General features: G+C 44.0%; 11 protein-coding genes. 6 read left to right on the plus strand and 5 right to left on the minus strand.

The features are described from left to right. The first annotated feature begins 426 nt into the window (after window positions 1-426). Entirely contained in the window at window positions 427-1,518 is a 1,092-nt protein-coding gene (locus tag BBD42_RS06865) for a GntR family transcriptional regulator (protein WP_099517572.1), read from the plus strand. A gap of 272 nt (window positions 1,519-1,790) precedes the next feature. Here BBD42_RS06865 and BBD42_RS06870 read toward each other — a convergent pair whose 3' ends face one another. After that, window positions 1,791-2,828 carry a ketopantoate reductase family protein gene (locus BBD42_RS06870; protein WP_099517573.1) on the minus strand — a complete coding sequence of 346 codons (1,038 nt, stop codon included), beginning with the start codon at window positions 2,826-2,828 and terminating at the stop codon, window positions 1,791-1,793. A gap of 237 nt (window positions 2,829-3,065) precedes the next feature. On the opposite strand from BBD42_RS06870, the gene BBD42_RS06875 reads away from it, so the two are divergent. The 3 genes from BBD42_RS06875 to BBD42_RS06885 all read left to right on the plus strand — a co-directional run bounded on the left by BBD42_RS06875 (window position 3,066) and on the right by BBD42_RS06885 (window position 5,121). After that, window positions 3,066-3,614 (plus strand): TetR/AcrR family transcriptional regulator, encoded by a 549-nt coding sequence (locus BBD42_RS06875; protein ID WP_099517574.1) that lies wholly within the window; start codon window positions 3,066-3,068, stop codon window positions 3,612-3,614. A gap of 115 nt (window positions 3,615-3,729) precedes the next feature. Next, a complete protein-coding gene (locus tag BBD42_RS06880; RefSeq protein WP_099517575.1) occupies window positions 3,730-4,305 on the plus strand; it encodes a LysE family translocator in 576 nt (191 codons plus the stop codon). Between the two features lie 36 nt (window positions 4,306-4,341). Next, window positions 4,342-5,121: an AraC family transcriptional regulator gene (locus tag BBD42_RS06885; RefSeq protein WP_099521499.1), complete on the plus strand. Its 780-nt coding sequence runs from the start codon at window positions 4,342-4,344 to the stop codon at window positions 5,119-5,121. Window positions 5,122-5,196: 75 nt separating this feature from the next. On the opposite strand, the gene nfsA is transcribed toward BBD42_RS06885, so the two are convergent. The 4 genes from nfsA to BBD42_RS06905 all read right to left on the minus strand — a co-directional run bounded on the left by nfsA (window position 5,197) and on the right by BBD42_RS06905 (window position 9,199). After that, window positions 5,197-5,937 (minus strand): oxygen-insensitive NADPH nitroreductase, encoded by a 741-nt coding sequence (gene nfsA, locus BBD42_RS06890; RefSeq protein WP_099517576.1) that lies wholly within the window; start codon window positions 5,935-5,937, stop codon window positions 5,197-5,199. Window positions 5,938-5,955: 18 nt separating this feature from the next. Beyond that, on the minus strand, window positions 5,956-7,323 hold the full coding sequence (locus tag BBD42_RS06895) for an NtaA/DmoA family FMN-dependent monooxygenase (protein WP_237163400.1): 1,368 nt from the start codon (window positions 7,321-7,323) through the stop codon (window positions 5,956-5,958). A 5-nt stretch (window positions 7,324-7,328) separates the two neighbouring features. Further along, entirely contained in the window at window positions 7,329-8,462 is a 1,134-nt protein-coding gene (locus BBD42_RS06900) for an NtaA/DmoA family FMN-dependent monooxygenase (protein WP_099517578.1), read from the minus strand. Window positions 8,463-8,773: 311 nt separating this feature from the next. Beyond that, on the minus strand, window positions 8,774-9,199 hold the full coding sequence (locus BBD42_RS06905; RefSeq protein ID WP_099517579.1) for a MarR family winged helix-turn-helix transcriptional regulator: 426 nt from the start codon (window positions 9,197-9,199) through the stop codon (window positions 8,774-8,776). A gap of 244 nt (window positions 9,200-9,443) precedes the next feature. Here BBD42_RS06905 and BBD42_RS06910 point away from each other — a divergent pair, with 244 nt between their 5' ends. After that, a complete protein-coding gene (locus tag BBD42_RS06910; RefSeq protein ID WP_099517580.1) occupies window positions 9,444-10,382 on the plus strand; it encodes an alpha/beta hydrolase in 939 nt (312 codons plus the stop codon). Window positions 10,383-10,634: 252 nt separating this feature from the next. Continuing rightward, the gene (locus BBD42_RS06915) at window positions 10,635-12,710 is read left to right on the plus strand and encodes a serine hydrolase domain-containing protein (RefSeq protein WP_099517581.1); all 2,076 of its coding nucleotides are present in this window, start codon (window positions 10,635-10,637) and stop codon (window positions 12,708-12,710) included. Window positions 12,711-12,957: the final 247 nt, after the last annotated feature.

The following is a 12,957-nucleotide window of genomic DNA, read 5'->3' on the forward strand; positions in this document are numbered from 1 at the left end:
TGTCCCCTCTCTGTTCGCGGTTTTTAAACCTGAAGGATGGAAAATAAAGTGAATGTGACACCTCATAATAACGGGTCTATGTTGTTTCGTATAATAGCTGCTCCTAATTAAATGGTACACCTCTTGAAGAGAAGCGTAACGATTTAATCAAAAGAAGGCGCTTTCCATTAGTGACAGCCTTAGTATATTTTTTGTACGTACATTTGTCAATACAAACAAATAGTTATACTTACAACGACGCACTCTCCTCTTAATCCTTGGAGTTAGCGTCCTCTTATTAGGCATTTCCCCAGGCGAAATCCAAGTAAAAAGCATGGAATTAACCCATTTATTTCGTGAAAAATGGTACTGCATTTTCATTCGCTGCAATTCATGTTAGAATGTGTACGTACAACTTTCTGAACAACGATGAAAGAAGTGGATTGCGTGAAGCCAAAGTATCAGATCATCATTGATGATATAAAAAGCAATATCCTGTCCGGAACGTACAAAGCAGGAGAGCAAATTTCTACAGAGTCTGCTTTGCAGAGCAGTTATAATGTTAGCCGCCAGACGGTTCGGAAGGCTATTTTGGAGCTGTCCAATGAAGGATTCCTAAGAAGCGAAAAAGGATCTGGGACGTATGTCAGCAGCCAATACCGGTCCAGATCGGGCGGGAATGCCGCTAAAAAAACGATTGGCGTCATCACCACCTATATCTCGGATTACATCTTCCCCTCTATTATCCGTGGTATTGAAGGCCGATTGAATGAAGACAACTATTCGTTACTGTTAGCCAGTACAAATAATGATATTATGCAGGAAAAGAAAGCGCTGGAAATGATGCTGTCCTATGGCGTGGACGGTCTCATTATTGAGCCGACTAAAAGCAATTTATACAACCCCAATATTGCTTATTACCTGTCCTTCAAGGAGCAGGAAGTTCCGTTCACCATGATTAACGCCTTCTATGAAGAGCTGGAGGTCCCTTTCTTCTGTTTGGATGACGTGCAGTCCAGCTATCTCGCAACCCGGGAACTCATTGCGAAAGGTCATTCCCAGATCGGCATTATCGCGAAAATGGATGATCTGCAAGGAAAATATCGCATGAAGGGATATATTAAGGCACTTGGGGAAGCCAAATTGCGGTTTCATCCCGAGCAAGTGCTTTCCTTCGACACGGCGACGAAGCCGAACCTCTCCACCAGCTTGGAGGAGTTCCTAAACGACAACAGGGATGTTCTGACTGCGCTTGTTTGCTACAACGACGAGGTAGGGCTGGAAGTCGTACATGCCTGCAGAAAACTGGGGATATCCATTCCAGATGAATTATCCATCATTGGCCAGGACAATTCGTATATCGCCAAAAATGCGAATATCAAGCTGACGACACTGACGCACCCCCAAGAACAAATGGGACGGGACGCAGCAGACTGGGTCATTAAAAATTTGCAAGGAAAAAAAGACCTGCCCGTGAGCACCTACTACCAACCCGTGTTAGTTGAAGGTGAAACCGTAAAAGAGATTGAAGTAGAGTAATTTCTTATAATTTGGTTCAACTTAAAGGTTTTGGATCTATCAGCGAAAAAGAAAAAAGGAGCCGCCGCGGCAAGCTCCTTCGTTACGCTTATATTGCTGCCGGAAGTACCTCAGGCATCACGTTGTTCATTTTTAGACATCCGTTGGTCCTGCTCATAAATGCTGATGTCTAAATCTGGAACGGCCTACACACGTTTCATCCCCGAATATCGACAATTCTACTATTTCCTCATTTTTCTATCCAGCGTTCATCACCTGATCTATAAATGCCCTTAACTTGCCGCTTCATGCTCCGAGAGACGTTTCAGCAATTCCTGCAGCGCTGGCATCTGATGGCCGCGGCGCTGCCCTTCGGCAAGGGAATTGCGCATCGATTCAACGTCCTGAGCACGAACCTTGCCGCCATGATGGAAGCGGTTGAATGCCTGATAATCTAGCGGCAGCATGTCCCGCTCCATTTTGATGTGCACGTATGCCGTTATGCGCGCTCCCATAACCAAGGCCATCATTTTGCCCAACAAACCATGCTGAGGGAGTGCTGCTATTTCGCCTTGGGCACGGATGGCAAGCCGCCAAAGCTCCTTGTTTGCCGAAACCGCCGAAAAATCAGGCCAGCCCGCAATGTCACACGCTGCATATACAGGAAAGCCAACACTTGCGTAAATATTAAACATCGCCGGGCTCACTTGACCACAGCGCGAAAGCTTATTGCGGTTGTAGAGCTCAATGAATTGCTTCGCTGCCTCTTTATTGTTGGTCTCGACTTGAAAGCCGACCTTGTTCGCAGGATGCTTGTAACAGACAACAGCCTTTGCTACTTTCGCTGGATCTGTTGGTGCATGTATAGGCAGGTTCGCGCTTCCCTGGTGGCTGAGCATGCCGAGAATTCCTCTTAGCAGGCGATCTTCCGAAATTTGCATGACCTTGATATAGTGCTCGCGAAGGCCGATGCCGAAACCGTTCATGATGACAATAGCTTTAGAAGCGCGTACCACGCCGCCTAGCTTGCTCAGCATAGCCATGCCTTCTGCCGTTCGACTGGCATTTCCGTCAAGTGTAATGAAAATAAACTGAAGTGGTGTATCTGCCAGTTCAGCGGCATTCTCAATGACGCTGAAGCCGGTAAAATTTTTCAGTGCTGCATCGTCATAGCAATAAAGCTGTTGCGGAGATTGGAATGTCGTTTTCCGCCCTTCTCGCACGAGGAAGGTAATGTTGGCGCCGGACAAACTGAGATGGTAGCCGACAGAGAAGCCTACTGCCCCCGCTCCTACAATGAGGACATTGGGTTTGTTCGTAGTAGTTGTCATTTTTATTCACTCTCCAAGGATTCGTTGAAATCTAGTTATACCATTAGGAATAAATGGAACGGCTAATTGATTGCCGTTTCGTCCACGCCATTAAATGAACACCTGTTGATTTAATATCATGGTGATAGTATAATCTCAAAATAGCCGCATGCTCAATCATCAATATGCGGAATAATGTTATTCATTCAACACTTTCCCTGGCGTTTGTTCGATTAGATATGGAAAGGGACGGATCTTATGGTCGGAGTAAAAAACAATAGAAGAACCAAATATACGACGGAGCTTATTAAGCAGTGTTTTCTAGCTCTATTGGAAACGAGGAAGCTGCCGCAAATAACGGTTACCGAAATATGCAAGCAAGCTGACATTAACCGCGGTACCTTCTATCTGCATTACAAAGATCCCTACGAATTATTTGAAGTGATGCAGAAGGAATTTAATCAAGAATTATGGGAGACGCTGCAAAAGGATCAAAGCCCCTGCGCAGAAGATGGTTCCTTAATCAAGCTTTTGAACATTATCCAAGAGAAGAAAACCATTTTTCGTAGCATGATTTCGGACAGAGGAGAAAGCAGCTTTTTATCCGAGGTGCTGGTTGAGGTTCATAAAGATTATTTGCAAAGAAAGGGAGAGGATCTAAACCGGAAGGGCTCCTCCGCAATGGACTACTCTTTTACTTATATGGTTCACGGCTCAATGGGCGTCATCCATCAATGGCTGGAATCGAATGGCGAGGAAAGCCCGGAAGCGATTGCGCGTATCATTTCTTCTTTCAAACCGGCATGAACGGCTCCTTTCCACTTAGATCCATGGCGGAAGAAGCTTTTTATCTGCAATAATATACTATAGCCCAATCCCTTTAAGATGTAGCATATGAGAATAGCTTGAAAGGGGTATTCTCATGGATATGGCATCTTTTTTAATTTATTGCGTGATTGCTACTTTTACACCAGGTCCTACTAATATCGTCATATTGTCCACCGTGCAAAATTCAGGTGCAAAACAAGCCTTGACATATACGTATGGAGCAGCGGTTGGTTTTGGATTATTACTCGTTATTTCGGCTGTATTGAATACGGCGCTCTTAACGATATTGCCGAAAATTCTATTGATGATGCAGATAGTGGGAAGCTGTTATATGATCTATCTCGCTTATCAAGTCTGCAAAATGGATGCATCGAACCCAGCAGCAAACCAAACGGCTACCTTTAGGTCAGGCTTCCTTCTGCAGTTTTTAAATCCAAAGGTAGTTCTGTTTGCACTGACGGTCATTCCAAATTTTATTATGCCATACTACAGTGCAATCCCTGCGGTTACGATAAGTATTATAGCCATAACGCTCATTGGCTTTTTAGCATTTGTGACGTGGGTTGTTTTCGGAAAAATCTTCAAGGCGTTTTTACAGAAGCATAATAAAATTGTGAATGCCATCATGGCCTTATCTCTAGTTTATGCTGCAATTATGATCTGGATGTAGGTGTACTTAGATTAGAAGTGAATCGAGATGAATCGAGTGGACAAATTTATTTATAAAAAATCGGCAGGTATTACTGCGCTGTCAGCAAGCATGACTGATTTTAAATATAAAAAGCACGCTCACCAGGAATATGCCATTGGCGTAACCTTGCGCGGTATTCAACGATATAACATGGATGGCGGCTTGCAATTATCCTACCAAAACGGCGTTATGCTTTTTAATCCAGAGCAGGCGCATGACGGTATGGCCCATGATAAGACAGGCCTCGATTATGTCATGCTGTATATTGAACCGCATTTGCTTCTAGACGCTATGGAGAAAAAGGATATCGTCCGTTTTTCAACTCCTATTGTGTACAATCAGAAGCTTGAACAGCGCATAGTAAATCTTGCCCGTGCCATATTAAGCGAAAAAGACGAGGCTTTGTGCAGTGAATTATTTGTCTCCCTCACGGATGGCCTTATCCAAACTAATTCATCTATCAACAACAAAAAAGATAACACCCTAATTAAAAAAGCAAAGGATATGCTTCATGCCCATTTTGAACATGTCCTTAAGCTTGACGAAATCTGTGAAGAGCTTCAACTATCGAAATTTCAGTTTATCCGGCTATTCAAGGCTCATACAGGGATTTCCCCCTATCAATATTTTCTGAACGGCAAGATCGAATATGCCAAGCAATTAATTGAAAAAAATAGCGATGTTTATTCAGCCGTAGCTGAATGCGGTTTTGTTGATTTAACTCATTTAAATAAACATTTTAAAGGTGTATATGGAACAACCGCATTTGAATATATTTCGCAAATCAATGGGTGAGAAAGATGAAAGGAGAAAAGCAGCCACCATCTATTGGCTGCTTTTCTCCTTTTTGACCCGTGTAATAGGGAACGTCTATTTTTTGGCATAGCCTTGCTTGCGTAAATAATCCAGCATGCCCGGTTGAATGCTTCTTTGCAGATGATCTTGAATATGGCCACTCCAACCCTGTACCTTTTTCACTGTAAAAGGTGCTGTAACTGGACGACTTTCGTAATATTCACGCATGGTTTCGTCATAAATGGCTAATTTTTCTTTAGCGAGAATTTGATACTGATCATCAAACATTATCATTGATTGAGGCAGTCTCGGCTTCATTCCAGGTTTATCTCCAGACGGGTGGCCTATACATAAGCCCACTAAAGGAATGACGTACTTCGGTAAATGCAAAACTTCACTTAATTCGTCGATATTACTTCGGACTCCCCCAATGAATACGCCGCCAAGTCCCATTGATTCTGCGGCAGTTAAAGCATTTTGTGCCATTAGCCCTGCATCAAACGAACCTATTAATAGAAATTCAATATATTCAAGGTCAACCTCGGGGGCGATTTGGTGATTTCGGTTGAAATCAGCACAAAAGATCCAAAACTCTGCCGCTTCTTCAATATAGGATTGATTGACTGAAAGCTGCATCACTTTTTTCCGAAGCTCTGGATCCGTCACTCTAAGGATAGAAACAGCTTGTAGGAGGCTAAAAGATGATGTTTGATTAGCTGCAAGAAAGATCGCTTCACCTTGTTCTTTTGTGAGAGGTTGATTTGTAAATGAGCGAATGGATGTATGATTACAAAGTAACTCAATCGTCCGGTTCATGTGAATTCCCCCTAAGCTTTATTTTTCAACCGTTCCGTATTGATAAGATACGCCCATATGCTCACGCAGCGTCTTGCCCTCATATTCTTCGTGAAATAAACCGCGCTCCTGAAGAATGGGAACAACCAAATGAACAAAATCCGCAACGCCGTCAAATGATATATCCGGTACAACAGAGAAGCCGTCACATGCCCCTGCTAGAAACCATTCTTCCAAGAAATTAGCAACCTGTTCAGGGGTACCCGCAACAACAGGATGATAATTGATAACCCCATGTGCTAGAATATCACGAATAGAAAGCCCTTTTAACGCCAATTCCAGCGCTCTTGGAGAACGCGGGTCTTGCGGATTTGCATATGCCCGGCTCAATAAGGCTGTTGGGATGGGTTGCTCTATATCAACTGAATCGCTTGATAAAGGCAGCCCCAGCATAGCTCCAAGATACCTCACTCTGCCCGGAATCTCCTCAATAGCAAAGTCCATTAATTTCCTTCTTCGCTCCAAGGCCTCTTCTTCGGTTGCTCCAATCGAGAACATAAAACCGGCAAACATTTTAATATCATCAGGGCTGCGTTTGAACTGGCGGGCACTCTGACGAATCATTTGCCGCTGAGCCCGTGCGGAAGCAATATCATATGGATTCGCATACACACCCGATGCATAACTTCCGGCTAGCTGCAGCCCTTCTCCCCCGCCTCCAGCTTGAAAAATGACCGGCTGGCCTTGCTCGGAAGGCGGAATAGGAAGAGGGCCGCGAGAGGCAAAATATTTTCCTGTAAGATTTACCGGTTGGATTTTGTCCATATCTGCATATTGGCCGCCTTCTGCATCCGCCGTCCACGCATCCTCTCCCCAGCTTCCCCATAATGCCTGAACAATCTGTATGGATTCATGGGCCATTTCGTATCTCTCTTTGCGATCAGGAAGCTGCGCTCCATAATTTGCTGCGAACACCTGTCCCGATGTCGTTACTGCATTCCACCCTGCACGCCCATGGCTGATCACATCCAACGCTTTAAACTGCCGGGCTATATTATAGGGGTGGTTAAATGTAGTTGATAGTGTTGCGACAAGCCCAATATGCTTTGTTTCCCTAGCTACCGCCATTAAAGCCAGCATGGGGTCCATTGGGAATTGGGGAGTTTGTTTACTCAGATCATTATTTAGACCCGGTGAATCGGCTATGAAAATCAATTGAAATTTTCCCTTTTCAGCTATTTTTGCTCGCTCGACATAACTATCCGTATTGGTATAAGCCTTCGGATCGGTCCCAGGCATTCTCCAAGCGCTGAATTCGGCTCCGTATCCAGAGACCATTTGTAAAGCAAGCTGCATCTTCTTGTTTTTCATTCTATATTTCTCCTTACAAACTTTATTGGCATGCATTTTCACTATCTTTCAACAGAATATCTATTCGGGATATAGGGAAGCTCCAAATTCCCCCGCAGCGTACTGGCTTCGTATTCAGTTCGGAATATGCCTTTCTTCTGTAATAAAGGAACCACTAAATCGATAAAATCATCAAACCCTGAAGGATGCTCCATTCTAAGAAGCAATAGATCCATTGCTCCAACTCCATGCCAATGTTCAATCTGATCAGCTACATCCTCCGCCGACCCGAAAAGCAACGGCTTGGGCATGCGATAGCCAGGAGGCAATAAACGTTCTAGCTCTTGAAGCTTTTCCCTAGCTTCAGCTTCTGTTCTTCCAACAATAGGGTTTTGTGTCGGCATAATGAGGAAGTTATCAGCTGATCTTCCTGCAATAACGACCCTTCTTTTCAATTCAAGACCGAATTGTTTAGCATAATGAAGGTCATCCCCATTTACCAGCACGCCTTCGGCATGTTTTGCTGCAATATCCATAAATTCGTTAGATGTGCCTGCTTGGAAAATAACCGGCCTGCCTTGAACGGAACGGCTAATATTTAAAGGACCATCTACTGAAAAATACTTGCCTCTATAATACAAAGGATGCATTTTACTTGGATTTAAAAAGCTCCCTGTTTTTTTATCTCGCATAAAAGCATCATCTTCATAAGAATCCCAAAGTCCTTCTACCACTTCGATAAATTCTTCTTTCATCGGATAAAGATCAGATTTATGAAGATGTCTTCTGCTATAGTTGGCCAACCCTCCAGGATTGGAGGTAATTGCATTCCACCCCGCTCTCCCGTTGCTTATTTTATCGAGTGATGCCATTTGTCTCGCTACTGTAAATGGATCTGCATACGACGTTGCAATCGTCGCGACAAGACCAATATGACTGGTCACCATGCTAAGCGCCGATAAAATGGATACACCTTCAAACATGCTTAAATAATGGGGGATCATGCCGGGGCCAATGTGGCTTACATCAGCCAGGAAGACCATATCAAATTTGCCTTCTTCCAATCTTCTGGCCTTGGCGGCATAAAAATCTATACTCTCGCTAGCATTAGAAGGCATATTCGGATGGCGCCATGCGGTATGGCTCCATCCTACTCCATCCACAATAGCCCCTATTTTAAGCTTCTTTCTATTCATCTGGCTCTCTCCCTTATTGTCAGTGAAGATCAAAGGCTTCAGCAAGCAACCGGTATGCCTTAAGGCGCGTTTCCTGCTCTGGATAAAAATCTGCAATCAGCATGAACAAAATCTAAAATCGATAATTTTATGAGTGGTGCATTTTTTGACGCCATTTCGATGTCTCCTTTGGATTGAGCAATTTATTGTACACCCAAATACTTAGCTTGCTAAGTATTATCACAAAAATCAACACTATCCCCCTAAATAAATGCATTTATTTAGCTTACTAAATATTCATCTAAAATAAAGGAAAACCTTAAAAAATGCTTTTAAAACAAATTAATCTCCATCTGCTTCATAAGTCGCCTTAACAACATGCGTTCTTCCGGCAAGATGCCGTTCAGCAGTTTTTCTTGCTGGTTTCTCCATTTAATTTTTATAGGATTTTCTAGCTCTCTGCCCTGCTCGGTTAGAAAAATCCGCATAATTCTAGCATCCTGGCCATCGCGTTTACGATATATAAAGCCGTTCTGCTCCAATGATTTGACCATGTTGGTTACAGTAGGAGGCTCACACTTTAAATGTTCACATAGCTGCATTTGTGTAACCCCGTCGCCTGACCACAAACGATAAAGCAAATTATCTTGGCCTACATACAGATTAAGTTCCCTTAGACTTTCACTATAGTCTCGGCGCATCCGTGCTGAAATTTTATCTAACAGCTCGCGAATATCGCAATCTACCTTTTCTTCCATAAGCAACCCTCAAATAGCTGAATTATTTAGCAACCTAAGTTTAGCACGGTGCATTTTGAGTGTCAACCGACCTTAGAAGCGCTATGCCTATTATAACCTAAATAGCTGAAACGTAAATAATGGTGAATAGTTCATCTTCCGTTCATATTGACGTCACGAGTAGGACATCTTCTTCGTATAAGCTTATTTCAGCAGCCCGTTAAGGCAGCCGACTAACAAGACAACGACAGGAGAAGATACGAATATGAAAAAATGGATTAGGGTTTTACTTAAAATATTGGCAGCTATCGTTATAGCAATCGTCGTTTTTATGGCTATTGTGTTTATAGTGAATAAGGTCAGCAGCAAATCTGAGCAAGGCAAAATACATGCCTATGGCCAGCTGGTACCCGTAGACGGGAAAAAGATGAATGTGCTGATTCAAGGGGACGGCGAAGAAACGATTGTGCTCTTGCCAGGCTATGGAACAGCAGCGCCGGCGCTCGATTTTAAACCGCTAATCGATGAGCTGTCACCCTCTTACAAAGTAGTTGCAGTTGAACCATTTGGTTATGGCTTAAGTGATGGAACCGATAAGGAAAGAACGACAGAAAATATAGTAAATGAACTCCATGAAGCGCTGCAAGCTCTTAACATTGACCGCTATATTCTAATGGGCCACTCCATTACAGGCATTTACGGAATTGATTATGCAAACAAATATACAAACGAAGTGACTGCCTTTGTCGGCATCGACAGCAGTGTCCCAACACAGCCTGGCATGGACGTGAAATTCCCATTAAAAACGTTTGGTTTTCTCAAACAATCCGGTTTGCTGCGATTGATCGTGAAAACAGGCAGCGACCCTTATGAAGGACTTCCATATGATGAGGAAACCAGAGAACAGCTGACCATGCTTTCGCTCAAGAACAGCAATAGTCCCACGATGCTAAATGAAATGAAAAATATCTCTGCTAACTTTAAAGCAGCTGAACATTTAACCTTCCCAAAAGAGCTTCCGATTATTTTCTTTATCCAATCGAACAATGAAGACATTCCAACTTGGATACCGCTGCATGAAGAGCAAATCAAAGATTCGGTGCATGGGAAAGTAATGACCTTTGAAGGCGGACATTATTTGCACCACACCAGATCCAAAGAAATCGCTGAAAACCTTAAGGTGTTTATGGAAGAAGCAAGGTGAAACGGCCGAAAGCCGTTCCCTGGCGGCGCGCGGCGTTTCAATCCGACAAGCAGATAAACGCTTTTAGTATTCCCTATTCCCTATGCCACGGCCATATGTGCAAGCTTCCTTGCATATGAGGCCGTGGCATTTTTTTACTTATTCATACTCCGTTCATATTGAAGTCACGGTGAGGACATCCCCGTCATATAAGCTTTATTTAGCCGCCCTTAAGGCAGCTGAATAAACCGTCGAAGATAGGAGTAGATAAACATGAAACGAACTTCCATTGTCGCTGTCACCCTCGCGCTGAGTATGCTGGCTCCCCTGCCTGCAATGGCTGCTGCGAACAGCAAACCGCTTGCTTATGATGCGGCTAAAAAAATAGCGGCTGAGAAAGCCAAGCTGCTGACAGAAACCTACGGCATGACAAGCGTCCAATACGCGCTCATTGATGATGGGGAAATTACGATTTCGGGGCATGCAGGAAAAAATGATCTAACGGATTCGATTCCACTCTCCTCAAATACCATTTATGGAATCGGCTCTACAAGCAAAATGTTTCTCACGACAGCTGTTATGAAGCTTGTAGACGAGGGCAAGGTAGATTTGGATTTGCCCGTTGTGAACTATATCCCTGACTTTAAGATGAAAGACAGCCGCTACAAACAGATTACAACGCGCATGCTGCTGAATCATTCCTCCGGCTTTCTCGGAACTACCGGCAATAATGCCACCTTGTATGGGGATAATGATACTTATGCACATGATACTTTTCTAGAGCAGTTGGCTACTCAAAGCTTGAAGGCAGATCCCGGAGCCTTTTCAGTCTATTGCAACGATGGTTTTACGTTAGCTGAAATTCTGGTAGAAAGAGTTAGCGGCATCGGTTTTACAGCATTTATACACAAATATATTACTGGGCCTCTAGACATGAGCCATACAAAAACACCGCAGGATCTCATTGATCAAGCGGCGCTGGCCGGCATCTATTCCCCGCTGTATGAGGGACAGCTCCCACAAGAGAATTATAATATTATTGCCACGGGAGGCCTTTACTCCACAGCTGAAGATCTCGCGGCCTTTTCACAAATTTTCACAGGGCAGACGGAAGGCATTCTTTCTGCAAAATCGCTAGAAGCGATGGCACAAGAGGAGTATAAAAGCGGCATGTGGCCGGAGGAAGCCCATCCGTCCTACCTCTCCTACGGGCTAGGCTGGGATAGCGTCCACTTGTTCCCCTTTGATGAATACGGCATTAAGGCCCTTTCCAAAGGTGGCGACACGATTTCGTATCATTCATCCTTGGTCGTGCTCCCGGAATACAAGCTGTCTGCCGCTGTTGTCTCTTCAGGTGGTTCAAGCGCATTAGACCAAATGATCGCCAATGAACTGCTGCTCAGCGTCCTTCAGGAGAAGGGTGTTATTAAGGAACGGAAACCGGAGGGGTCGTATGGCGTGCCTATTAAGGCAGACATGCCGCAGGAAGTAACACAGTACGCGGGTATTTATGGCGGTGGATCAAATAAGTTATTGAAGATAGAAGTGAAAACCGAGGGCGAAATGTCTGTATCCACGGTTACGGCTCCGAACAATCCTGCCCAGACATATACGTACACCGCTGACGGTTCTTTTGTAAACGGTGAAGGCACTGAAAAGGTAAAATTCGTTGTGGAGAAAAATGGGCATACCTACTTGTGGTCCCGCTCTTATATAGCTATCCCGGGGATAGGACAAACGGCAATTTCCAAGTATAATGCCGAGAAGCTTGAAGACAACCCATTAGCCCAAGACGCAGCTGACGCATGGGCACAGCGTGACGGTCAAAAATATTATTGGGTGAATGGAAAATACACATCAACGTCCTACCTCCATTCGACACCCATCCTACCTTTTCAGACTTCTAAAGAAGTTCCAGGGTATGTATTGAATCAAAAAATGATTGGAGCAGACAAAGCCGTTAATCAGCTGCAAATTCCTGGCATGGATGGCCGTGACACGATGGAAATCGAATTTTTCAAGAAAAATGGAATCGAGTATATGAAAGCAGCAGGCAACCTATACGCCAGTGAAGAGCTTGTAAAACCGCTCTATTCGGGCAAACAGTCTTCGGCAACAATCCAAGCGGACGGCGAAGCCAAATGGTACACCGTCTCAGCGAAGGATACAGGAAAAGTCATGACGGTTAATATGCCTGCCCACGGCTCCTTTGCCGTCTATAATGAAGCTGGTATTTGCATAAATCATACCGTTATCAGCGAGAACAATCAGGCCGTATTGCCAGAGAACGGCAGCGTTGTCTTTGCGGGCGAGGTTGGCTCTACGTTTGGCATTTCATTGAAAAAGTAAAAAATAGAGGCTTGTCTTCATATATTAAACAACACTAGGGGTCACCACATTTAAGGTGGCCCCTTTACTGCTTGAATTCGTATTAGAGACGTTGCTCGAAATATTATGAATGAGCAGCATTCTATAGAAGGGACTGAACAATGCTGACATCCGGAATCTTATACCCGTTTGGAGCTGCTTGAAAAACACGCTCCCAGATGTCCGCCTCTATTGGAGGAAGCTCGTCATATCGCGGGTATACAAATAG

It is taken from the genome of Paenibacillus sp. BIHB 4019 (genome assembly GCF_002741035.1).
Lineage (GTDB): Bacteria > Bacillota > Bacilli > Paenibacillales > Paenibacillaceae > Pristimantibacillus.

Bases quoted from the DNA above. Each gene is read 5' to 3' on its own strand.
- BBD42_RS06900 (WP_099517578.1), bottom strand. From the start codon at position 8,462: ATGAATAGAAAGAAGCTTAAAATAGGGGCTATTGTGGATGGAGTAGGA.
- BBD42_RS06875 (WP_099517574.1), top strand. From the start codon at position 3,066: ATGGTCGGAGTAAAAAACAATAGAAGAACCAAATATACGACGGAGCTT.
- BBD42_RS06910 (WP_099517580.1), top strand. From the start codon at position 9,444: ATGAAAAAATGGATTAGGGTTTTACTTAAAATATTGGCAGCTATCGTT.
- BBD42_RS06915 (WP_099517581.1), top strand. From the start codon at position 10,635: ATGAAACGAACTTCCATTGTCGCTGTCACCCTCGCGCTGAGTATGCTG.
- BBD42_RS06880 (WP_099517575.1), top strand. From the start codon at position 3,730: ATGGATATGGCATCTTTTTTAATTTATTGCGTGATTGCTACTTTTACA.
- nfsA (WP_099517576.1), bottom strand. From the start codon at position 5,937: ATGAACCGGACGATTGAGTTACTTTGTAATCATACATCCATTCGCTCA.
- BBD42_RS06905 (WP_099517579.1), bottom strand. From the start codon at position 9,199: ATGGAAGAAAAGGTAGATTGCGATATTCGCGAGCTGTTAGATAAAATT.
- BBD42_RS06895 (WP_237163400.1), bottom strand. From the start codon at position 7,323: ATGCATGCCAATAAAGTTTGTAAGGAGAAATATAGAATGAAAAACAAG.
- BBD42_RS06870 (WP_099517573.1), bottom strand. From the start codon at position 2,828: ATGACAACTACTACGAACAAACCCAATGTCCTCATTGTAGGAGCGGGG.